The following is a 22158-nucleotide window of genomic DNA, read 5'->3' on the forward strand; positions in this document are numbered from 1 at the left end:
GCTTTTTCATGCACTTATTCATCCGCGCTCGATTGTTTATCGCCGCGTATTTTAGCAACATTGGCATGTGCATTATTTTTATATTTTTGATAGAAAATAAATACGATAATAAACCAAATCGGTGAGACGAACAACGCGTTTCTTGTTTCTTCTGTAAATAATAATAAGACATATGCGAAGATAAAGAATGCGAGTACGACCATACCTGCATAAGGTCCGCCCGGCAATTTAAAGTCATTATTTTTATGTTCTTTCTTATTCTTAAAGGCATAAATAATATAAGAAATGATGATCAGCGTCCAAACGAATAAATACAGCACGGTTGATAGTGTTGTGACATAGATGAACAGCTGAACTGCGTTCGGGAAGATATAGTTTAATAAAGCCGCAAACAATAATAAGAATGATGATATCAGCATTGAGATATGCGGCACACCATGACTATTGACTTTACCTAAGGCTTTCGGTCCTAATCCTTGTTCAGCTAAACCGAATAGAATACGGCTGTTGGAATAAATACCGCTGTTCGTTGCGGAAGCCGCTGCAGTGATAACCACAAAGTTGACTAAGCTTGCCGCAAACGGAATCCCGATTAATCCGAATACTTTTACGAAAGGACTTGAGTTTTCGCTTAATGTATTCCAAGGTACTACAGACGTAATGATAATCAATGAACCGACATAGAATAATAAAATACGTACTGGTACATTATTAATCGCTTTCGGAATAGTTTTCTCACGGTCTTTCGTTTCACCGGCCGTAACACCGATCAGTTCAATGCCGATAAATGAATAAATTGCCATTTGGAAAGCCATTAAGAATCCGAACGCACCGTGAGGGAAGAGTCCGCCGTGTGCGACAAGATTAGAGAATCCTGCGTGTCCATGTTCTGTTTTCGCTGACATAAAGATTAAAACAAGTCCTACCACAATCAATGCGATAATTGTGATAATTTTAATCAGCGCAAACCAGAATTCCAGCTCTCCGAATAATTTCGCACCTAACATATTAAATGAAATCAATACCAATACTACAAAGAGTACAGATATCCAGTTCGGCAGCTGCGGCAGCCAAAAGGCTATGTATTGGCCAATTGCGGTCAAATCAGACATGCTTGAAGCTATCCAGCAGAACCAGTAAGTCCAGCCGATCACAAAGCCGCCGAACGGACCCAGGTATTCATTGGCAATATCTACAAATGAGTTGAATCGTGTATTGCTGAGTAAAAGTTCTCCAAGTCCGCGCATAAACGCAAATAAAAACATACCAATGATGATATAAGCGATAAAGATACTCGGACCTGTTAATTTAATCGTTTGGCCAGACCCTAAAAAGAGACCTGTACCAATTGCCCCGCCAATAGCTATTAATTGTATATGTCTATTGCTGAGGTCTTTTTGTAATTTCTGTCCCAAAGTTTTGACACCCTTTCAGATTTATATGTGACAAAGGGGTTGACGTTAAATGATGTTACTTATGATAAAGAAAATTTTAGGACATTGCAATTGTTAATGTATAACTATAAGAAACTTTAATAAAGAATATAATTTAAATGAATCAAACAATTTTGTTAATGCTCATATAAATAGGGTAATAGGTAATTCGAGTGATTATTACATTATACAAATTAAATGTAGTATTAAAATTTACCGTGATAAATACATAATCTGCCGGCTGAATCATAACTTTGACGCATTTTATCTTTAGGTATTTTGATGATTTGATGTTTGGATGGAATCAGTGCCGGTACATAGAGTTTGCGTCCAAATTGTGCCCATAATGGATCAATATAATAATAATGTGCAGAATCATAACCGATGAGCAGTGTGATATGAATGTTCGATACCCATTCTTTACGTCCGCCGTCTACTTTAAAGGTGCGGCGCTGCGGTTTTTGTCCAAGTACAGTGTGATAAATCAAAACTGGCTGTCCTTGATCGATAATCGCTTCAAGTTCTGTCAGTGATTTGCCTGTACCGTCTTGAATACGTGTATCGTACAATTTTAAATAAGGGACAAACGCATTTGGGAAAATGGTTTGATGCGCACCTGGTTTAATCATCAAGAAATGACCGACATAGCCTTTATTCGGATTGCTTGGATGCGTCGGCCAGCGTTTCATTAAAGAAATAGGATGGACGAAGATATGGTTATAATCTAAAAGCATAGAAGCGGCTGTGCCTTCGCATCCCATGACCATCGGGATAGGGGATAATTGACTCTTTGGTTTGACGTTTAATAATTTTTTCTGCATTATGATTACTCCAAACATTTTGACTTATTACTATTATTATAGAAGTTGCAAGGGTTCAGGTATATTACTTTGACTTAATGAACATAAAAAAGAGCGAGATAAAAAATCTCGCTCACATCATGCTTATGATTTGATTAACTGGCGTAACCAGATATTTAAAATAATGACTAAAATACTTGTGATGATGATAATCAAAATAAACGGTCCGACACTTTGTCCGCCTTGGATACCGACAAGCGGCGCAACAATTCCGCCTAAGATAAATTGGAATAAACCAAGCAGACTGGATGCATTTCCGCTGCCGCCTGAGCGTTCTTCAATTGCTAAAGAGAAGCCGAGCGGTCCGATACCTGTAACCGGCCATACCATAATAAAGAAAGATGCGATTAATATAGGCAGCGGCAAATGGAAACCTGTCGCAAAAACAACTAAGATTACACCGAAGATTTGAATACCTGTTAATATATGCAGTAATTTTTCACGTTCGATAAATTTGACTAAGAAAGCAGTCACCTGACTCATTACAATCAATCCGATACCGATAAAGGCATACATCCAGCCGAAAGCTTGCGGCGACATGTTATAGATTTTTTGTGTGATGAACGGTGATGCAGCTGCGAAACTAAACAGCATAACATATGTGAAACCTTGCATTAACATAGGAATCACAAATTTCGGTTTGCTTAATAAATGTCCGAAGTCTTTGAATATTTCTGAGAAATTCAAGCGCGCATGAGCAACTGAATGGGTTTCTTCCATTTTAACCAGTGCGACTGCGAATATTACCAAGGAAATAATCGTTAATGCCATGAAAATCATTTTCCAAGAAGTAAATGCTAGTGTATAACCGCCGATAAGCGGTGCAATAATCGTAATAATACCGTTAACAACTAATAAAGTGGCTAGAATCTGCGTTAAACTGGCTCCTTCGTAACGGTCGCTGACAGTAGCTCTGGCGATTACAATCGCACCGCCGCCCAGCAGACCTTGGAAGAAACGCAGTACTAAAAATACATTGATGGATGATACAAAGACACATGCGACAGAGACAACTGCGATACCGATCAGTATCGAAAGCACAGTCTTTTTGCGTCCGTATACATCTGATAATGGCCCAAAGACAAATTGTCCAAGTGCCATACCAATCATGACAAATGACAATGTAAGCTGCGAAGTTGATGTAGATACATCAAAATCATCTCTCACTTGCGGCAAAGCAGGGTTGTACATATCTACTAACATTGGACCGAATGCGGTCATAGCCCCTAAGACAATAATCATAATCAAGGGCAGTCGTGATTGTTCAGTTTTAATCATATTTTTTCTCCTATTCTTCAATCTCATTTCATTATAGTAGTTATCGACAAAAATGTAACGCAAATTTTTTGATTGTCTGAGACATTTTCAAAATAAGTGAAAATTGAATTTTGTAAGTGTTATAATAACGTAGCAATAGAGATATTATTAAGAAAAGCGACGGTGCACGAGAGATGAAATTAACGCAAACGCATTTTGAAATTATCAAGTTTATTATTGTAGGCGGCATTAATACATTGAACTATTACATCGTCTATTTATTACTGCTTAAATTAATAGGCATTAATTACCTTATCAGTCATATTACAGGGTTCATTGTCAGTTTTGTGATTTCTTATTATTTGAACTGTTACTTTGTCTATAAAGTCAAACCAACATGGAAGAAGTTTATTCAGTTTCCGCTTACACAGGTGGTAAATATGGGGATGCAGACGGTGCTGTTGTATATCTTTGTACAATGGTTTCATATCTCATCAGTCATTGCGCCATTTGCCGGTCTGATCATTACAATACCTGTTACGTTTGTACTTTCTAAATATATTTTAAGAGATTGAAGATCCAGTGAGATGTGTATAAAACAACGCATCTCGCTTTTTTATTTTTCAAAGGGGAGGATGTGTTCTTAAATTAGGGGAGACTAACTATTAATTTAGCCCAAGAAATAAAAAAATAATTAAAAATGAAAAAATTGAAACCCGCTATAAAATGCCGCATACTTAAAATGAATTATACAAAAAGGTGGGACATCCAATGTCGCAAAGTCTGAATTTGAAGCGTGCACAAAAGGGCGCGTATTTAAGTTTAGTAACCTATATTGTTTTATCGGTTGCTAAATATATTGTAGGTACAATCTATCATTCTGCTGCTGTACGTGCAGATGCGTTAAACAATATGACAGATATTCTCGTCTCCATTGCGGTGATTGTCGGTTTGAAAATATCTATCAAACCGCCAGACAAAAATCATCCGTATGGTCATTTAAAATCTGAGAATATTGCTTCATTGCTTGTTTCATTCATTATTATGTTTGTCGGTGTACAAGTCATTATTCAAGATTTTCCAAGACTCTTTTTAAATGATTATCATACACCGAATCCAGTCACAATTATTATCAGTTTAATCAGTGGTGCGATTATGTCGGCAGTCGCATTGTATAACTTCAGACTCGCGAAACAAACAAAAAGCCGTTCGCTCCATTCTTCAGCGGTCGATAATATGTCAGACAGTATTGTCAGTTTAGGTACGGGTGTCGGTTTGATCTTTACACAATTCGGTATGCCGATAGTCGATATTATTTTAGCCATTATTCTCGGCTTCTTAATTGTTTATACAGGTTTCTCAATCTTCAGAGAAGCAATCTTTACATTAAGCGACGGCTTTAATGAAAGAGATTTAGAGACATACCGTCAAGATGTATTAGAAGTATCTGATGTGTTAGCTGTTAAAAGTATCAAAGGCCGTTATCACGGCAGCAGTATCTTTGTGGATGTCACAATTGTGGTTGAACCAGATTTGACGCTTCAAGAAGCACATGAAATCTGCGATCGTGTGGAAACATATATGCATGAACAAGGTGTTTCTTCTGTTTATGTCCACCCAGAACCGTATCATCCAGAGGCAGAAGGACATCATGAAGTGCATAATAAAGATTACAATCATTCTTAATTGAACACATAATTAAAACCCTTAAGTATCGGACTTAAGGGTTTTGTTTATGCGGTATAAGCGTAAATTTTACCACCAATTATTTGCCATTCTGAATTGAATTGCGTTGTCGATAGAGCCGTAACGGTCTTCTGCATATTGGATCATGCCTTTAGTTTGTTCTTCCACTGTGCCTGTACCCCAGTATTCTTTAGTCTGACCTAGACCTCTGTAGCCTAACTCATTGACAGCGTCTGGGTTGCCGCTCGATTCAGGCATAACAATGTACTCCCACATTGCTTCTGTGCCGCCTGCTGCGATGAAGCGGTCATGTACAGATTGTGTACTTGTTTGTTCGGCTGCTTGTGCTGTATTTGTATCAGCTTGCACACCGGCAGTTGCTGCTGCAGCGATTGAAAAAGCAGCAAATGATGATAATAATAATTTCTTCATAAGAATATCCTCCTAGACTACTTGTTCACGAATGCTTTAAAAATTCACAAGACCTACTGTATCATTGATTGAAATTAAGCAGGTTACACTGAGTTCACAACTTTTTTACTAATGAAATGAAATATAACAACTTGATGACACTGTATTTCAAAATGTGTCAATTTTGTATTTTTGAAATTCGAGTGAAAAAAAGTGAGTATCACAATGGAAAAGTGATAGAATATTATATGAAAAGTGATGTATTCAAATTGAGCGCTTTTCTTAGAAGAAAGGAAGGATAACTATGCCTCAATTAATATTATGCCGACATGGTCAAAGTGTATGGAACGCAGAAAATTTATTTACCGGATGGACAGATGTTGATTTATCTGACCAAGGTAGAGAAGAAGCAACGACTTCAGGTGATCGCTTGAAAGAAGAAGGAATTCAAATCGATGTGGCCTTTACATCTGTATTGGAACGTGCGATTAAAACTACTTACTTCTTATTAGAACGTTCAAACCAATTATTTATCCCTGTTCACAAAACTTGGAGATTAAATGAACGCCATTACGGCGGCTTGCAAGGTTTAAACAAAGACGCTGCACGTCAAGAATTCGGTGAAGAACAAGTGCATATTTGGCGTCGTTCTTATGACATTGCACCTCCAGAAGCAACTCCAGAACAACGTAAAGCTGATTTAGCAGACCGCAAATACAGCGACTTGGATTCACGTGTTGTACCGACTTCAGAAAGCTTGAAAGATACTTTAGCACGTGTAATTCCTTATTGGGACGATGCAATCGCACCAGAATTATTAAAAGGCAAAACTGTGTTAGTTTCAGCTCACGGCAACTCATTACGTGCTTTAATCAAACATATTGAAGGCGTATCTGATGAAGATATCGTAGGCTATGAAATTAAAACAGGTTCACCGCTTATCTATGAATTAGATGATAACTTGAACTTTGTATCTAAAAAATATTTATAATAGAAACAGAACAATCAAAAGACAATGGTGCTTGATTTTGCATCATTGTCTTTTTTATATAGAAAAGGCCTGAGTCAACTCTATCTAGAGCGGACTCAGGCAATTTAATTTTGCAAATGACCAATAGCGTTTTAAAAGATTCAGACTCATGAAAGTCTAGGATTAAAAGTTTTAGGGAATGTTTTGAAATACTGTTTATATCCAGCTGCAGAGATGCTGACTAGAGCACAAATAGGACATAAAGGATTGTGAAAATTAATGTTTAAGGATCATTTGCAAAGTATATGTGAATCTATTATTTGTTATTGCGTTTGTTTGCCTTGATAATCTTTAACGCACGTTTGCGTGTTTTGATATTAGGGCTACTTAAATTACGTCTCGCTGTTGCTAAATCTTGTTTCATTGATTTCGCCTCCAATCGTAAATACTATTATGCATGATTAAGGAAGATTTGTAAATAGGAATGATTACGATTTAGAAAACAAAGGAGGTTAATTAGTGACATAATTGTGAAGATTTTGGATATATAGAGTAGTGAAGAGGTGAGCAAATAGTATTGACGGAAAGGGCTGGGTAGCTTAAAATATAGATTAATCCGATTAGAACAATAAGGATAAAAGGAGAAACGATATGAAGAGAATATTATTGGCGTTATTAACAATTGTAGTTGCGGTTGCTTTGGCTGCTTGCGGCAATGGCAGTGATAAAAAGTCATCAAGCAAAGATGATAAAACTCTTGTAGTTGGAACAGAAGGTACATATGCTCCATTCACTTTCCATGATAAACAAGGCAAATTGACGGGTTATGATATCGATGTAACTAAAGCAGTTGCGAAAGAAATGGGTTACAAAGTTAAATTTAAAGAAACACAATGGGATTCAATGTTTGCTGGATTAGATTCAGGACGTTTTGATGTCATTGCAAACCAAGTAGGTATTAACAAAGACAGAGAGAAAAAATATAAATTCTCTAAACCTTATACTTACTCTAAAGGTGTGTTGGTAGTCGGCGAAAAGAATACTGACATTAAAAGTTTCGACGATGTTAAAGGCAAAAAAATGGCACAAACATTCACATCTAACTTTGGCGAATTAGCTAAGAAAAAAGGTGCTGAACTTGTTAAAGTAGACGGCTTCAACCAAGCAATGGACTTAATTCAATCTAACCGTGCCGACGGTACATTCAACGATAACTTGTCATACTTAGACTATAAAAAACAAAAACCTAATGCGAAAATCAAAGTGATTGAAGGCAATGCAGAGAAAAGTCAATCTGCGTTCACTTTCTCTAAGAAAACAGATGATAAAACAATCAAAGATGTGAACAAAGCATTAGAAAAATTAGAGAAAAACGGCGAATTAGAAAAAATCGGTAAGAAATGGTTTGGTCAAGATGTTTCTAAACCTTAATGCGATTCTATTAAACGATCAGCAGCAGCATGCATTTGATGCTGCGAAACAAGCATTCTTGCCGATGTTAGAAGGTTTGGTCAAGTATTCCATTCCTATTACACTCGTCACTTTTGTATTAGGTTTGCTGATAGCACTATTTACAGCTTTAATGCGCATTTCAACAAGCAAAGTATTGCGCGGTATTGCACGTGTATATGTTTCGATTATCCGAGGTACACCGATGATCGTACAATTATTCATTATCTTCTATGGTTTGCCGGAACTCGGCAGATTGGTAACGAATAATCCCGATACCCAGTGGACGTTGCCGTCCGCAATTGCCGCAATCATAGGCCTTTCATTAAATGTCGGTGCCTATGCTTCTGAAATTATCCGAGGCGGTATTTTATCTATTCCAAAAGGACAGACTGAAGCAGCGTATTCTATTGGAATGAATTACAGCCAAACAATCAAGCGTATTATTTTGCCTCAAGCTATCAGAGTGTCAGTACCTGCTTTAGGGAACACATTCTTAAGCTTGCTGAAAGATACATCGTTGCTTGGCTTTATCCTTGTTGCTGAGATGTTCAGAAAAGCCCAAGAAGTTGCATCAACAACATATGAATATTTAACAATTTATATTCTTGTTGCCTTAATGTACTGGGTTGTATGCTTTATCATTTCAGTGATTCAGTCATACTATGAAGCTTACTTAGAAAGAGGGTATCGTTCATGATTGAATTAAAGAATGTGAAAAAGTCATTCGGTGACAAAGAAGTTATCAAAGGTGTCGACCTTAATGTAGCAGAAGGCGAAGTCGTTACATTAATCGGGCGTTCTGGTTCAGGCAAGACGACATTGCTTCGTATGATGAATGCTTTAGAGCTGCCGACAGAAGGTCAAGTCTATGTCAACGGCGAAACGTATACGAATAATGATAAGAAGTCGCAAATTCGTGTGCGCAAACAATCAGGAATGGTATTCCAAAACTATAATTTATTCCCGCATAAGACAGCAATCGAAAATGTGATGGAAGGTCTTATAGTTGTAAAGAAATTATCAAAAGGCGAAGCAAGAAAACGTGCAGAACATCTGCTTGAAAAAGTAGGATTAACACACGTTAAGGATCAGCATCCTGGTGCTTTATCCGGTGGACAGCAACAGCGTGTTGCGATTGCGAGAGCTTTAGCTATGAATCCTAAAGTGATGCTTTTTGATGAACCGACTTCAGCACTTGATCCGGAACTAGTCGTTGAAGTATTGCGTGTAATTAAAGAACTCGCAAAAGAGGGAATGACGATGGTCATCGTGACGCATGAAATGCGTTTTGCGAAAGAAGTATCAGATAAGACGGTCTTTATTAATGAAGGTGTGATTGGTGAAGCCGGTAAGCCTTCAGAGCTTTTCAATCATCCTAAAACACCTGAGTTGCAGAGATTTTTAAATGTGATTCAAGAACAATAAATACTATGAAGCCTTCGGTTAGCAGATAATCGAAGGCTTTTTTATGCTTTTGTTCATCAACTATTGGCAACGCAGTATGTTAGCGTGTATGATGTAGCTTGAGAGTACAAAATGAAGTGATTATAAAAGAAAGTTAGGATTCGATTCGCATCATCAACTATTAAACTCATGAATCGAGGCGTGTATCAATGAAAAAATGGTTCATACTTATCAGTATCATCTTATTAGCTGTAATTGTACAAGGATGTTCACAAAAAGATCCTGAATTAGAAGGCAAAGGCAGCAAAATTAAAATTATAGAATTTGCGGATTATAAGTGTCCGTATTGCAAGAAGGTAGATGATCAAATCATGCCCGAGCTGCAAAAAGAATATATTGATAAAGGCAAAGCAGAGTATCAAATGGTCAATCTTGCATTTTTAGGCAAAGATTCCATTATCGGTTCTCGTGCAGGACATGCGGTACAAATCTATGCACCGAAACAATACCTTGCCTTCCAGCATAAAATCTTTAATCAGCAGCCAGATACAAAAGACCATAAAAAGCCATGGATCAATGAAAAGCTGCTAGACGGTTTGATTGATGACTTAGATATATCAGATGAAACGAAAGCAAAGATTAAAAAAGATTATAAAACGAAAGACAGCAAGTCGTATAAAGCCGCAAAACAAGACCAGAAATTTGCGAAAGAGAAAAAGATAGATACGGTACCTGTCGTTTATATCGATGGCCAAGTAGTAAAAGATCCGTACCATATAAAAGACTATAAAACGTTATTAGATGAAAAATAACAAGCAACAGACTGTGCACTGCGTGATAAACGTAGCAGCACAGTCTTTTTTCATGCTTCAACGTTGCATGCTTCTTGTGTTTGATGTAGGTAAGTGATAAAATACCTTGGTACAAAACGTAACAATTACGATTTACAAATATAGATTGAGAGAGATAAAGAAAGGAAGTAATAAGCTATGCAACATTATCGTGTGGCAATTATCGGAGCGGGAGCAGCAGGGATTGGAATGGCCATTGCGTTCCAACAAATCGGCTTAGATGACAATGATATGATAATCATTGATAAAGGCAAAGTTGGACAATCCTTCTTAAATTGGCCGAAATCTACAAGAACAATTACACCTTCATTTACGACAAATGGATTTGGTATGCCGGATATTAATGCGGTCTCTACTGAAACATCTCCAGCTTATACCTTTAATGAAGAACATGTTTCAGGCGCAACATATGCGGATTATTTACAAACGGTCGCACAGCACTACGAATTGCCTGTACAAGAAGATACAGCAGTAGAGAAAATCGACTTTGTGGATGGACATTATGAAATCAATACAGACCAAGGATTGATTACGAGCGAGTATGTCTTTATCGCAACAGGGGACTTCTCATTTGCGCGCAAGCCTTTCAAATATGGTCAGCACTACAGCGACGTAGAAGACTTTACTCAAATGCCGGGTGATGAGTATGTTATTATCGGCGGTAACGAAAGTGCGTTTGATGCTGCAATCTGTATGGCAGAACAAGGTAAACAAGTCAAAATCTATACGCACTCAACAGGCTTAGATGATAAACATGCAGATCCAAGTATCCGATTATCTCCTTATACGCAGCAGCGTCTGCGCAAAGTCGTTGAAAACGGCGCAGAAATCGAATTGAATGTCGGCTACACAGCTTCTAAAGTCACTTACTCTGATATGGATAAAAAGTATGTCGTGCAATTCAACAACGGCAAACAAGCAACATCTAAAAACGAACCGATTCTTGCGACTGGATTTGATGCGACAACGAATCCTCTAGTCCAACAGCTCTTCAGTACACATGATGGTGAAATCGAGCTTACAGAAGATGATGAATCTACACGTTACCCGAATGTGTTCATGATCGGACCGACAGTACGTCATGCGGATGCAATTTTATGCTATATCTATAAATTCCGTGCACGCTTTGCGGTATTAGCCGCAACAGTTTTAGAACGCGAAGCATTAGAAATTAATGAAGAAGCGGTAGAAGTGTACAAAGATAACAAAATGTTCCTTGATGATTACAGCTGTTGCGAAGTGGACTGCTCATGCTAGAAGTTAAATTCAATTTAGCAACAGGGCAGTATACTTCGATTCCTGACACACAGCATGCATTGAAATTAACAGGTTTCAACAAATTAACAACTGCGCAGCAATTTTTGCTGCGCCAGTTTATTCTTAAGCAGCAAGTCAACGCTTCACCGCATCACGCTGTAACATCTGATTCAAAAACGACACAATCAGATATAAGAAAATTAAAAGCTTACGTAGAAGAAAGCCGTCAGCACCAGCCTAAGTTTCACGATACACTTTTAGGCTGGCTGATTATTTTCTTAATGTTTGCGCTGCCGATCTTTTTGGCGTATCACTTCTCAGATTGGCTTCAAAGCAATTATGTATCATTTTGGATTGAAATGATGATGCATCGTGCTCATACTTCTATTCATTGGATTGACCAAGTCCTTTATGGAGATTACGGTGTATTATCGCTTGGTATTTATTCACTCGTTTGGGCATTGCCTGTTGTAGTGATGATAGGGATTTCAACGGCAGTCATTGATCAAACACAGCTCAAACAGTTTGTGGTATGGTCGATTGAACCGACGATGCGCAAAGTAGGCTTAGACGGTCAAGATATTATTCCGGTACTCGAAGGCTTCGGTTGTAACGCGGCTGCGATTACACAAGCCAACAGTCAATGCAGTGCATGTACAAAAGAAAATTGTATGAGTATTATCAGCTTTGGCTCATCGTGCAGTTATCAAATCGGCGCAACGTTATCGATTTTCAGTGCAGCACAGCACTCATGGTTGTTTGTACCCTATCTGCTGTTAGTATTTATCGGAGGTATTATCCATAATAAATTATGGTATCGCAACAAGACACAATTTCATGTTACGCCTCCGATTTACCGTAATAAACTGCAATGGCCCAAACTAAAACCCTTGTTACAACAAATCTGGGGTACGATTGAAATGTTCTTACTCCAAGCTTTACCTATCTTTATCGGTATTTGTATTGTTGTCAGCTTGTTATCACTGACACCGATACTGAAAATCATTGCTTTGGTCTTTACACCATTGCTTTATCTGCTTCATATTCCGGATAGTATGGCACCAGGTATTTTATTCTCAATGATTCGTAAAGACGGCATGCTGCTGTTCAACTTCGGCAATGGAGCTGTCTTGCAGTCATTAACACCTGCAAGCTTGCTTGTATTAGTCTTCTTCAGTTCAACGTTCTCATCATGTATGGTTACAGTATCTATGATGGCGAAACATTTAGGACTGAAAAAGAGCGGTGCCCTTATCGGCAGACAAATGGCCACATCAATCGGTTTGACTTTAGTAATTGCGTTGCTCGCAGGTGTCTTAATTTAAACAAGTACTATAATCTTTGATAAGAAAGAGGCGTAGTAATGGATATTATTATTATCGGAGGCTTTTTAGGCGGCGGTAAAACAACGACTTTGAATCACTTGATTCAAAAGGCTTTAAATCAATCTATGCAGCCGGCAGTCATTATGAATGATTTTGGACAGGCAAGTGTCGACAGCTACTTAGTCGATCAATCTGTGCCGATGGATGAGATGATAGATGGATGTATCTGCTGTGCGATGAAAGCAGATGTTTCTAAACAGCTGCATCAGCTTTATTTACAATATCAGCCGGATGTTGTGTTCGTAGAATGCAGCGGTGTTGCAGAAACACAATCTGTGATTGATGCATGTTTAACACCTGTATTGGCACCGATTTCTAACATAGCAAGTGTCATCGGTGTGGTAGATGCATCGCTGTATCATCGCATTGACAACTATCCAGGGGACATGCAGAAGCTGTATTATGATCAGCTGACGTATTGTTCGCATTTATGGGTGAATAAAATCGACTTGTGCGAACCGGATCAAATTGCAGAGATATTGTCCGATTTGAATGTCTTGAATGATAGTGCTGAAATTTCTGTCGGTACTTTTGGACAGTTAGATTCTCAAACATTATTTTCACATCAAGCCGCCTCTATTGTACCGACACAAAAGGATGCGGATGCTTGTGCACATACACCGCACCATCAAGGTATCGGCCATCGTTATTTTGAATGTGTACATACGGTGGAATTAGAAGATTTAGTAAGATGGTTTGAAACATTGCCCCAATCGACGTATCGTGTAAAAGGATTCGTACAGTTGGCTGAGCATCCGGATGTGCACTTGGTTCAATATGCGGCAGGACAATTAGAAATAGAGCCGATACAGTTGGAAAATCTGGTAGACCGTTATTTAGTGGTCATCGGCAGTGATTTAAATCAAATAGAAACACCCAGCTTTTAACGCTGCACACGCTATCCAATCTGATAGCGTGTTTTTTTCATACTTTTGTCACGTATAAATAGAAATGAAACGGGTATTTTAAAAATGGACCAAAGAAATGAACCTAAACGCTTGATATATAAAATATATGTGGTATACTAAGTATACAAATAAAAATTGGAGGTTTGTTTTATGACTAAATTTACTTTTGATGCAGCACATTCTTCTATCGGATTCCAAGTGAAACACTTAATGGTTTCTAAAGTGAAAGGCGGATTCGATTCATTCAACGTTGAATTATCAGGTGACTTAAATGACTTCAGTTCACTTAAAGGTGAAGCTGTAATTGATGTAAAATCAATCAATACTAACCAAGAAGACAGAGATAACCACTTACGTACAAATGATTTCTTCGGTGCAGATGAACATCCGGAAATCAAATTCGTAATCAAAGAAGCTTCTGAAAACAAAGTAACTGGTGATTTAACAATCAAAGGTGAAACACACGAAGAAACTTTCGATGTTGAATACGACGGCGTAAGCAAAAACCCATTAAACGATACAAACGTAGCTGGTTTCACAGTATCAGGCAAAGTTGACCGTGAAAAATACGGCATGAGCTTTAACCAAAAATTAGAAACAGGCGGCGTATTAATCGGTAAAGATGTTAAATTCGAAGCAGACGTAGAATTTATCGTTGAAGACTAATTAATTATAGATACACTGGAATGCAGCAAGGGCTGTATTCCAGTTTTTTTATGTTTTGCTTTTATTTTGGGAATGATTGGCAAATTGACTGGGAATATATACATAATAGAAGTAACCACTTTAACAGACAAAGGAGTCATGAATCATGACAGTAACGAGAAAAGGTAATCAAATCATCGGTACACGTACATTTGAAGCAAGTATTCAAAATGTATTCAATGCCTATACAACTAAAGAAAAGTTTGAACAATGGTTCTTTCCTAAAGGCGGATCATTGAAAGTATATGAATTTAATCCAAAAGCAGGCGGAAAGAATTTCTTTAAAATTCAAATGCCTGACGCAGAAAGCTACACCGTTCAGCAATATGATGAAATTGAAGCACCGCATAAAATTATCTATCATGACTATTTTGCGGATGAAAAAGGCAATATCAATCCTGATATGAATGGGATGCGTGTGGAACTGTATCTTACATCTAAAGGCAGTTCGACGACAGAAGTGAAGTCTGTTTCTGTAATGCCGTCAGAAGAAGCGGCTAAACAATTAATGGAAATGGGTGTCGAACAAGGCATGGAAAGTACGCTGGATCAGTTAGAGGAATTGCTGAAAAGGTAGTGGGGGATTCCCTGATTTACGGCTTTTGACATATTTATCGTGGCTTAAAAGTGCTACACTGACTATGTAATCTAAAAGAGGTGAAAAGCATGAACGAACGTTATGTCAAAGTCGTAATTCTTTACGTATTAAGTACATTGATTCCATCTGCAGTTTTTCCATCAAAATGTATCTCTAATAGTGCATTGAGATGGTTCTTGCGTACCGTAGCAGGTTGCGGTATCTTCTCAGCTGGATTGAAATGGATGGTTAAACGTAAAGCACAGAAAAATGCTTAATAGGTCAATGAATACTGCCGGGACAGTGCATATGCTGTCTCGGTGCTTTTTTTGTTTAATGGTTTGTACTCTCTTTAATTCTAGCTGAATTTATCGTTAAGATAACTTTAATTCAATTAACATATATCAACACATTATTAATAAATTGTATAGGGAAAAATTTAAAATAAGGGTATGCATAGACTTAATTTAATAATATACTAGATGTATCTCAATGAGTGGATTGGAGGAAAGTAAGTCTATGGGCATGAAAAATCTTAAAACACTAGAAGATACATACGCTTCACGCCAAACGATGGACGCAGTAGTCGGCTCGTCTCAAATGAAAGCCGTCATGTTAGAGAAAACGCCAGTGCGTTATTTCTTTAAATCTATGATGTCAGGTTTCTTATTATCTATTGTGGCAGTCTTTATGCTTGCGATGAAAACACAGCATACAGGTTTGAATGAAGGGACAATCAACTTTATCGGTGCGGTTTCATTCAGTTTAGCCTTAGTATTAATCGTACTTACACAATCAGAACTATTAACAAGTAACTTTATGTACATGACAGCGGGCGCTTATTATAAATCAGTGCCTATCGGTAAAATCATTTGGTTATTTATCTTTTGTTTTATCGGTAATATTGCAGGCGGATTTGTACTATTCGGTCTAATGAAATTTACGCATGTAATGACACCGGAAATGATTAAAGCTTTGACAGGTATCGTTGAAAAGAAAACAACGTTAGGAACTTGGGAAGGTATTTTAGTAAAAGGGATCTTCGCAAACTTCTTTATCAACATCGGTATCTATGTTTCAATGCAATTCAAAGACGGTTTATCTAAAACATTCTTTGTGGCATGCGGTGTTGTAGTCTTCGTGTTTATGGGATATGAGCACGTTGTATACAATGCGAACTTATTCTCTGGTATGATGTTTTACAATATCGGCGCATTAGCTTGGTTAGACGTATTGAAAAATATTGTCTTTGCCTTTATCGGAAACTATATCGGCGGCGGTATTTTCATAGGTTTGCTTTTTGCGTTCTTTAACGGTAAACGTAATCGTTATATTGAAGAACAAAAATAAAAGGACTTCAGTTTTTACCGAGAAATTATTATTTTGAACAATCAAAACACATAAATAGTTGCATTATGTTAGGGAATCCCCTCAAGATTAAACTAAGGGGATTCCCTATTTTTATTATAATTTTGTGAATGCATTCACATTAATGTAAAAATTAAGGTACAATGCATATAAAGGGGGGAAATGCATATGACACAAACAATTGTCGTTATGCATGGAATTGAGACGCGGTAAACAAAACCAATTATTGATGGAGGAGTTAGATAGAGTCGCAAGTCAAATTGACGGTACGTTTGATGTGGCATTTATCGAAAGCGATGAGCTTTCATTGCCTCAAATTATCCGCAAACATTTGTGGGAAGGTGAAACATCATTTGTGATTGTTCCATTGTTGCTGTTTTCGGGTAGACATTATTTACAAGACTTGCCGAAAGTAATGCATGAAATGCAGCTGATGTTTCCAAGTATTACGTATGAAATTCGTCAGCCCCTTTGCGATCATCCGAGTCTGACAAAATGGGTCAATCAGCGTATTGAAGCATGGCCAGATGCCCATACACCAGGCTCCGCTATTATACTTATTGGTCACGGCAGTCCGATTGTGACTGAACCAGACGATGAAATCGATACGTTAGCAGCACAAATTACGACAGAACTGCCGGTTTACACTATGATGTTTTACGGTAATAAACTATATGAAGATTTATTACCGCAAATGAAAGACAATTACGATCAGCTCTATGTGATACCTATTTTCTTCTATAACGGTTTCTTAGTAAACAAAATTAAGAAGAAAATCAATGCTATTAAAGGGGAGTCTGATATCACAATTGCCGATGCGTTGAATTTTGAACCTGAGTTAGACGAGATGTTAATTGATAGATTGAATCAGAAAGAGGCGGTTTAAATGTATTATCCTATACAACTAGACTTATCTAAAAAGCATGCAGTACTTGTAGGCGGCGGCAGAATAGGATATCGCAAGTTTAAACAACTTGCTAAAGCGAATTGCGGAGATGTAACAGTCATTTCTAAATCTTTTTTGCCAGAATTTTTTGAAGAGTCTTACCCTAATATGAAACTCATTACTAAAGACTACGATAAAGAAGACATTGCCAATGCGGATGTTGTCATTATTGCGACAGATTCGCCAAAAATCAATGATCAAATCAAAAAAGATACGACACCGAATCAACTCGTGAATCATACCGGGGATAAAGAACGCTCTGACTTTTTCAACATGAAAGAATTTGATTTTGAAGACTTGTCTATCAGTGTCCGCTCTAATGGCGGAGATTATAAAAAGGCGAAGAAAGTAGCTCAAGCCATTCAGGAATTTTTAGAGAAAGAATACGGGAGGGAATAGGGATGTCAAAACAAAAATTAGTCATGATCGGTAACGGCATGGCCGGTGTCAGAACTATTGAAGAGATATTAGAAAGAAATTCAGATAAATTTGAAATTACGATTATTGGTAAAGAACCATATCCTAACTATAACCGCATTATGTTATCCAACATTCTGCAAAAGAAAATGTCGGTAGATGAAACTATCATGAACCCTTATTCATGGTATGAAGAGAACGGTATTACATTAATTACAGGAGAGCGTGCAACAGGCGTTAACCGTGAAAAGCAATTAGTTATGACTGAAAAAGGAAAAGAAATTCCTTATGATGTATGTATTTTTGCGACTGGTTCGAATGCTTTTGTTTTACCGCTTCCAGGCCACGACTTACCAAGTGTCATCGGCTGGCGTACAATTGAAGATACAGAACGTATGATTGAAATTGCGCAAACGAAAAAAGAAGCTATCGTCATCGGCGGCGGCTTGCTTGGATTAGAATGTGCCAGAGGTTTGCTGGACCAAGGCATGAACGTTACAGTAGTACACTTAGCTGATTGGTTAATGGAAATGCAGCTGGACCGTCAAGCAGGCGAAATGCTGCGTGAAGACTTAGAAAGACAAGGTATGCGCTTTGAATTAGGTGCGAATACTAAAGAAATTCTTGGTGAAAATGACGTAGAAGGTATCCGCTTAGCAGACGGCAAAGAATTACCAGCTGATTTAGTAGTCATGGCTGTAGGGATTCGTCCATTCGTACAAGAAGCGAAAGACTCTGGTTTAGAGGTTGAACGCGGTATTGTTGTAGATGACTTTATGCGTACTAGCGATGAAAATATCTATGCAGTGGGTGAATGTGCGCAGCATAACGGTAAAGTTTACGGCTTAGTTGCGCCGTTATATGAACAAGGCAAAGTGTTAGCGGATTATTTAACAGACCGTGAAACAGAAGGCTATAAAGGTTCAACTACATTTACTTCATTGAAAGTATCTGGCTGCGACTTATACAGTGCTGGTCAAATTCAAGAAGATGAAGAAGTTGAAGGCGTTGAAATCTACAACAGTCAAGATCATGTCTACAAAAAAATCTTCTTAAAAGGCGAACGTGTTGTAGGTGCAGTATTATATGGCGACACAGATGATGGTACACGTTTCTTCAATATGATGAAAAAACGCGAATCTATCGAAGACTACACATTAGTATCTCTATTAAGCAAAGCAGGCGAAGAAGACGGCTTGTCTGTTGCGGATATGGATAACGAAGAAACTATTTGCGGATGTAACGGTGTGACAAAAGGTACAATCGTCAACGCGATTGTAGAAGATGGATTAACATCTGTAGCAGAAGTCACAAAAGCTACAAAAGCAGGCAACTCTTGCGGTAAGTGTAAACCGCAAATCGGTGAATTATTAGAACATACATTAGGCGGTGCGTTTGTCGCATCTAAACCTGCAGGTATTTGCGAATGTACTGATTTGACACGTGATCAAATCGTAACGCAAATCCGTGCTAAAGGCCTTAAAACATCTAAAGAAGTACGTAATGTACTTGGATGGAAAACAGAAGGCGGTTGTCCGAAGTGCCGTCCTGCTATCAACTACTACTTGAACATGATTTATCCAAATGAACACGAAGATGAAAAAGCATCTCGTTTCGCAAACGAACGTTACCATGCGAACATTCAAAATGACGGTACATTCTCAGTCATCCCGCAAATGCGCGGCGGTGTAACGAACCCTGATCAGCTGATCCGTTTAGGTGAAGTTGCGAAGAAATATGATGTACCATTAGTGAAAGTAACTGGTTCGCAGCGTATCGGCTTATACGGTATTAAGAAAGAAGACTTGCCGAAAGTATGGAAAGATTTAGGCATGCGTTCAGCATCTGCTTATGCGAAGAAAACACGTTCTGTTAAGAGCTGTGTAGGTAAAGAATTCTGCCGTTTCGGTACACAATATACAACACGTCTCGGTATTCGTTTGGAGAAAACATTCGAATATATCGATACACCGCATAAATTCAAAATGGGTGTTTCTGGTTGCCCAAGAAGCTGTGTAGAATCAGGTGTTAAAGACTTCGGTGTAATCGGTGTAGAAAACGGATTCCAAATCTATGTCGGCGGCAACGGCGGTACTGAAGTTGTGAAAGGTCAATTCTTAACAACAGTGGAAACAGAAGATGACGTTATCAAACTTTGCGGTGCTTACATGCAGTATTACCGTGAAACAGGTATTTACACTGAACGTACAGCACCTTGGTTAGAAAGAATGGGCTTTGATGTAGTTAAAGACTACGTACTGAACAAAGAAAACCAAGACGCATTATACGAACGTATCATGGAAGCGAAACGTGCAGTTGAACAAGAGCCATGGTCTGAAATTGTGAATGATCGCGAAGATCAAAAAATCTTTGAAGTAGAGAAGGTGTAAGGATGCATACATTAGAAAAAATTAAAGTAGCGGCGTTAGATGACTTAACACCCTTAATCGGTAAAAAAGTCATTGTTAAAGATAAACAAATCGGATTGTTCCTCACAGAAGACGGTACAATTCATGCCATCAATAATGTGTGTCCGCATAAACAAGGACCATTATCTGAAGGTACAGTAGCAGGACATACTGTGTTCTGTCCGCTTCACGACTCTCAAATCGACTTGAAAACAGGTCTTGTCCAAGATCCTGACGAAGGTTGTGTTGAAGTCTATACAGTAGAAGTTGAAGATGGAGATGTGTATTTATGGCTGTAAGCACGACCGGTCATGTGTATTTGGTCGGTGCAGGGCCAGGCAATCCTAATCTATTAACACGAAAAGCAGAACATCTGATTCGTACTGCAGATATTGTGTTGTATGACCGTTTAGTCAATCCATTCATTTTACAACTGGCGGCACCTGGAATTGAAATTGTGGATGTCGGCAAGAAGCCGTACAGCCGCCATATTCAACAAGGTGAAATCAATGACATTATTGTAGAAGCAGCATACAAACATCAAAAGGTCGTACGTTTAAAAGGCGGCGACCCTGCGATATTTGCGCGTGTGCAAGAAGAAGTAGAAGTATTGAAATCACATCAGATTCCATGTGAAATTGTGCCGGGGATTACGACAGCCAGTGCAGCTGCTGCAGCATTAGGTATCGGGTTAACCAGCCGCAATATTTCTAAAAGTGTCACGTTTACAACAGGAAGCTTCAAAGATTCTCAAGAACAAGAAATCGATATTGCGTCACTAATCGATGGCGGCACGCTTGCGATTTATATGGGCATTAAACGTCTGCATACGATTATCAGCCAAATTTATAAACAAGTCGGCAAAGACTATCCGATTTGCGCAATCTTCAATGTTTCTTATTCGAATCAAGTGGTGATTCAAGGGAAACTTTCGACAATTGAAGATGATGTCAGAGAAGCAGCACCTGACGATGCGCCGGGTATTTTACTCGTCGGAGATGCGATGGCACTTACAGACGGTCCGACGTTTATTGAAACGGATCATCTGCCGGAATACTTCGGCAAACAATGTATTGTGACAGGCGACAGAGAAGCCGCAATCAATAAAGCATTTGAAATTTATGATGCTGGCGGCTATGCGATGATTGATCCGAATACAGATGATGAATATCACCAAAGTCAGTTGGATTTAATCTATCGCTTTATGCAGATGGATGATATTACTGAAATTATTAAAGCTTAGTTACTGAACCGCTGAGCACACAAGACTAAAATTGAATTCAATATGTATAAAAAGGACCGTGTACCTAGGTGAAATCCTAAGTATACGGTCCTTTCGTTCTATCAATAGTGATCTATTATTAAAGCTTGTCTGTTACTCCGCGTTTTCTTTTGTTAATGCAGCTTCTGCGTTTGCTTCTCTTTCTTGCATTTTATGAATATGGCCTTCGCCCCAGCTGCAAAGCGAAGTTAAGATATTGTTTAAGCTTGTGCCGTAGTCAGAGAGTTCATATTCGACTTTCGGCGGAATCTGTTGATAAACAATGCGGTTGATAATTTGATCGTGTTCTAATTCTCTTAATTGCTGCGTTAACATTTTCTGTGTGATTTGAGGAATAGCACGTTTTAGTTCTGAGGTACGCATTGTTCCTTCATCTTTTAAATGACATAGAATAACAGGTTTCCATTTGCCTCCGATAACATCAATTGTTGCTTCTACACCGATATTATAATCTTTCATAGTTTCACGTCCTTTTTATAGGTACTTTTTGGTGCCTATAGTACTTTTTGGTAGCTATAGCACAATAAAGTACGTACTTCCTAATAGAAATCTTTGGCTATATAATAACACATATCACAAAA

General features: G+C 38.1%; 25 protein-coding genes. 19 read left to right on the top strand and 6 right to left on the bottom strand.

Going from position 1 to position 22158, the window contains the following annotated elements; genetic code table 11:
* Positions 1 to 14: 14 nt before the first annotated feature.
* From DVJ99_RS00410 to DVJ99_RS00420, 3 genes are all read right to left on the bottom strand, one after another.
* Positions 15 to 1415: an amino acid permease gene (locus DVJ99_RS00410; RefSeq protein ID WP_114602720.1), complete on the bottom strand. Its 1401-nt coding sequence runs from the start codon at positions 1413 to 1415 to the stop codon at positions 15 to 17.
* A 224-nt stretch (positions 1416 to 1639) separates the two neighbouring features.
* On the bottom strand, positions 1640 to 2254 hold the full coding sequence (locus DVJ99_RS00415) for a C39 family peptidase (RefSeq protein WP_105993139.1): 615 nt from the start codon (positions 2252 to 2254) through the stop codon (positions 1640 to 1642).
* Between the two features lie 123 nt (positions 2255 to 2377).
* The gene (locus DVJ99_RS00420; protein ID WP_114602721.1) at positions 2378 to 3571 is read right to left on the bottom strand and encodes a putative multidrug effflux MFS transporter TcaB; all 1194 of its coding nucleotides are present in this window, start codon (positions 3569 to 3571) and stop codon (positions 2378 to 2380) included.
* Positions 3572 to 3744: 173 nt separating this feature from the next.
* Here DVJ99_RS00420 and DVJ99_RS00425 point away from each other — a divergent pair, with 173 nt between their 5' ends.
* Positions 3745 to 4125 carry a GtrA family protein gene (locus DVJ99_RS00425; protein ID WP_114602722.1) on the top strand — a complete coding sequence of 127 codons (381 nt, stop codon included), beginning with the start codon at positions 3745 to 3747 and terminating at the stop codon, positions 4123 to 4125.
* 196 nt (positions 4126 to 4321) lie between these two features.
* Entirely contained in the window at positions 4322 to 5236 is a 915-nt protein-coding gene (locus tag DVJ99_RS00430; protein ID WP_105993142.1) for a cation diffusion facilitator family transporter, read from the top strand.
* 69 nt (positions 5237 to 5305) lie between these two features.
* Here the strand turns inward: DVJ99_RS00430 and DVJ99_RS00435 are convergent, their stop codons facing one another.
* Positions 5306 to 5668, bottom strand: coding sequence for an aggregation-promoting factor C-terminal-like domain-containing protein (locus tag DVJ99_RS00435; protein WP_114602723.1), 363 nt, complete (start codon positions 5666 to 5668; stop codon positions 5306 to 5308).
* A gap of 283 nt (positions 5669 to 5951) precedes the next feature.
* On the opposite strand from DVJ99_RS00435, the gene DVJ99_RS00440 reads away from it, so the two are divergent.
* The gene (locus DVJ99_RS00440; RefSeq protein WP_105993144.1) at positions 5952 to 6638 is read left to right on the top strand and encodes a 2,3-diphosphoglycerate-dependent phosphoglycerate mutase; all 687 of its coding nucleotides are present in this window, start codon (positions 5952 to 5954) and stop codon (positions 6636 to 6638) included.
* Between the two features lie 295 nt (positions 6639 to 6933).
* Here DVJ99_RS00440 and DVJ99_RS00445 read toward each other — a convergent pair whose 3' ends face one another.
* The gene (locus DVJ99_RS00445) at positions 6934 to 7041 is read right to left on the bottom strand and encodes a putative metal homeostasis protein (RefSeq protein ID WP_105993145.1); all 108 of its coding nucleotides are present in this window, start codon (positions 7039 to 7041) and stop codon (positions 6934 to 6936) included.
* Between the two features lie 227 nt (positions 7042 to 7268).
* Here DVJ99_RS00445 and DVJ99_RS00450 point away from each other — a divergent pair, with 227 nt between their 5' ends.
* The 16 genes from DVJ99_RS00450 (at position 7269) to cobA (ending at position 21538) form a co-directional block, all read left to right on the top strand.
* Entirely contained in the window at positions 7269 to 8048 is a 780-nt protein-coding gene (locus tag DVJ99_RS00450) for an amino acid ABC transporter substrate-binding protein (RefSeq protein ID WP_105993146.1), read from the top strand.
* A complete protein-coding gene (locus DVJ99_RS00455; protein WP_105993147.1) occupies positions 8032 to 8766 on the top strand; it encodes an amino acid ABC transporter permease in 735 nt (244 codons plus the stop codon). Before DVJ99_RS00450 ends, DVJ99_RS00455 begins: the two co-directional genes overlap by 17 nt.
* Positions 8763 to 9494, top strand: coding sequence for an amino acid ABC transporter ATP-binding protein (locus tag DVJ99_RS00460; protein WP_105993148.1), 732 nt, complete (start codon positions 8763 to 8765; stop codon positions 9492 to 9494). Before DVJ99_RS00455 ends, DVJ99_RS00460 begins: the two co-directional genes overlap by 4 nt.
* Positions 9495 to 9682: 188 nt before the next feature.
* Positions 9683 to 10285 carry a DsbA family protein gene (locus DVJ99_RS00465; RefSeq protein ID WP_114602724.1) on the top strand — a complete coding sequence of 201 codons (603 nt, stop codon included), beginning with the start codon at positions 9683 to 9685 and terminating at the stop codon, positions 10283 to 10285.
* Between the two features lie 177 nt (positions 10286 to 10462).
* Positions 10463 to 11581, top strand: coding sequence for an NAD(P)/FAD-dependent oxidoreductase (locus DVJ99_RS00470; RefSeq protein ID WP_114602725.1), 1119 nt, complete (start codon positions 10463 to 10465; stop codon positions 11579 to 11581).
* Positions 11575 to 12906 (top strand): nucleoside recognition domain-containing protein, encoded by a 1332-nt coding sequence (locus DVJ99_RS00475; protein WP_114602726.1) that lies wholly within the window; start codon positions 11575 to 11577, stop codon positions 12904 to 12906. Before DVJ99_RS00470 ends, DVJ99_RS00475 begins: the two co-directional genes overlap by 7 nt.
* 38 nt (positions 12907 to 12944) lie before the next feature.
* Complete coding sequence (locus tag DVJ99_RS00480) at positions 12945 to 13853, top strand: CobW family GTP-binding protein (protein WP_114602727.1); 909 nt, start codon at positions 12945 to 12947, stop codon at positions 13851 to 13853.
* A 171-nt stretch (positions 13854 to 14024) separates the two neighbouring features.
* Positions 14025 to 14540 carry a YceI family protein gene (locus DVJ99_RS00485; protein ID WP_114602728.1) on the top strand — a complete coding sequence of 172 codons (516 nt, stop codon included), beginning with the start codon at positions 14025 to 14027 and terminating at the stop codon, positions 14538 to 14540.
* Positions 14541 to 14685: 145 nt separating this feature from the next.
* The gene (locus tag DVJ99_RS00490; protein ID WP_114602729.1) at positions 14686 to 15156 is read left to right on the top strand and encodes an SRPBCC family protein; all 471 of its coding nucleotides are present in this window, start codon (positions 14686 to 14688) and stop codon (positions 15154 to 15156) included.
* 89 nt (positions 15157 to 15245) lie between these two features.
* Positions 15246 to 15434 (top strand): hypothetical protein, encoded by a 189-nt coding sequence (locus tag DVJ99_RS00495; protein WP_105993154.1) that lies wholly within the window; start codon positions 15246 to 15248, stop codon positions 15432 to 15434.
* Between the two features lie 241 nt (positions 15435 to 15675).
* Complete coding sequence (locus DVJ99_RS00500; protein WP_114602730.1) at positions 15676 to 16506, top strand: formate/nitrite transporter family protein; 831 nt, start codon at positions 15676 to 15678, stop codon at positions 16504 to 16506.
* 211 nt (positions 16507 to 16717) lie between these two features.
* Positions 16718 to 17410, top strand: a complete 693-nt coding sequence (locus DVJ99_RS00505; RefSeq protein WP_240430796.1) for a sirohydrochlorin chelatase — start codon at positions 16718 to 16720, stop codon at positions 17408 to 17410.
* Complete coding sequence (locus DVJ99_RS00510; RefSeq protein ID WP_114602731.1) at positions 17411 to 17869, top strand: precorrin-2 dehydrogenase/sirohydrochlorin ferrochelatase family protein; 459 nt, start codon at positions 17411 to 17413, stop codon at positions 17867 to 17869. It abuts the gene before it with no gap.
* A 2-nt stretch (positions 17870 to 17871) separates the two neighbouring features.
* A complete protein-coding gene (gene nirB, locus DVJ99_RS00515; RefSeq protein WP_114602732.1) occupies positions 17872 to 20277 on the top strand; it encodes a nitrite reductase large subunit NirB in 2406 nt (801 codons plus the stop codon).
* A gap of 2 nt (positions 20278 to 20279) precedes the next feature.
* Complete coding sequence (nirD, locus tag DVJ99_RS00520; RefSeq protein ID WP_002479734.1) at positions 20280 to 20594, top strand: nitrite reductase small subunit NirD; 315 nt, start codon at positions 20280 to 20282, stop codon at positions 20592 to 20594.
* On the top strand, positions 20585 to 21538 hold the full coding sequence (gene cobA / locus DVJ99_RS00525; RefSeq protein WP_114602733.1) for a uroporphyrinogen-III C-methyltransferase: 954 nt from the start codon (positions 20585 to 20587) through the stop codon (positions 21536 to 21538). Before nirD ends, cobA begins: the two co-directional genes overlap by 10 nt.
* Positions 21539 to 21670: 132 nt before the next feature.
* On the opposite strand, the gene DVJ99_RS00530 is transcribed toward cobA, so the two are convergent.
* Positions 21671 to 22036: a winged helix-turn-helix transcriptional regulator gene (locus DVJ99_RS00530; RefSeq protein WP_105993161.1), complete on the bottom strand. Its 366-nt coding sequence runs from the start codon at positions 22034 to 22036 to the stop codon at positions 21671 to 21673.
* Positions 22037 to 22158 lie beyond the last annotated feature (122 nt).

Origin of the sequence: Staphylococcus sp. EZ-P03, assembly GCF_003344575.1 — a bacterium.
GTDB classification, from domain to species: Bacteria; Bacillota; Bacilli; order Staphylococcales; family Staphylococcaceae; genus Staphylococcus; species Staphylococcus simulans_B.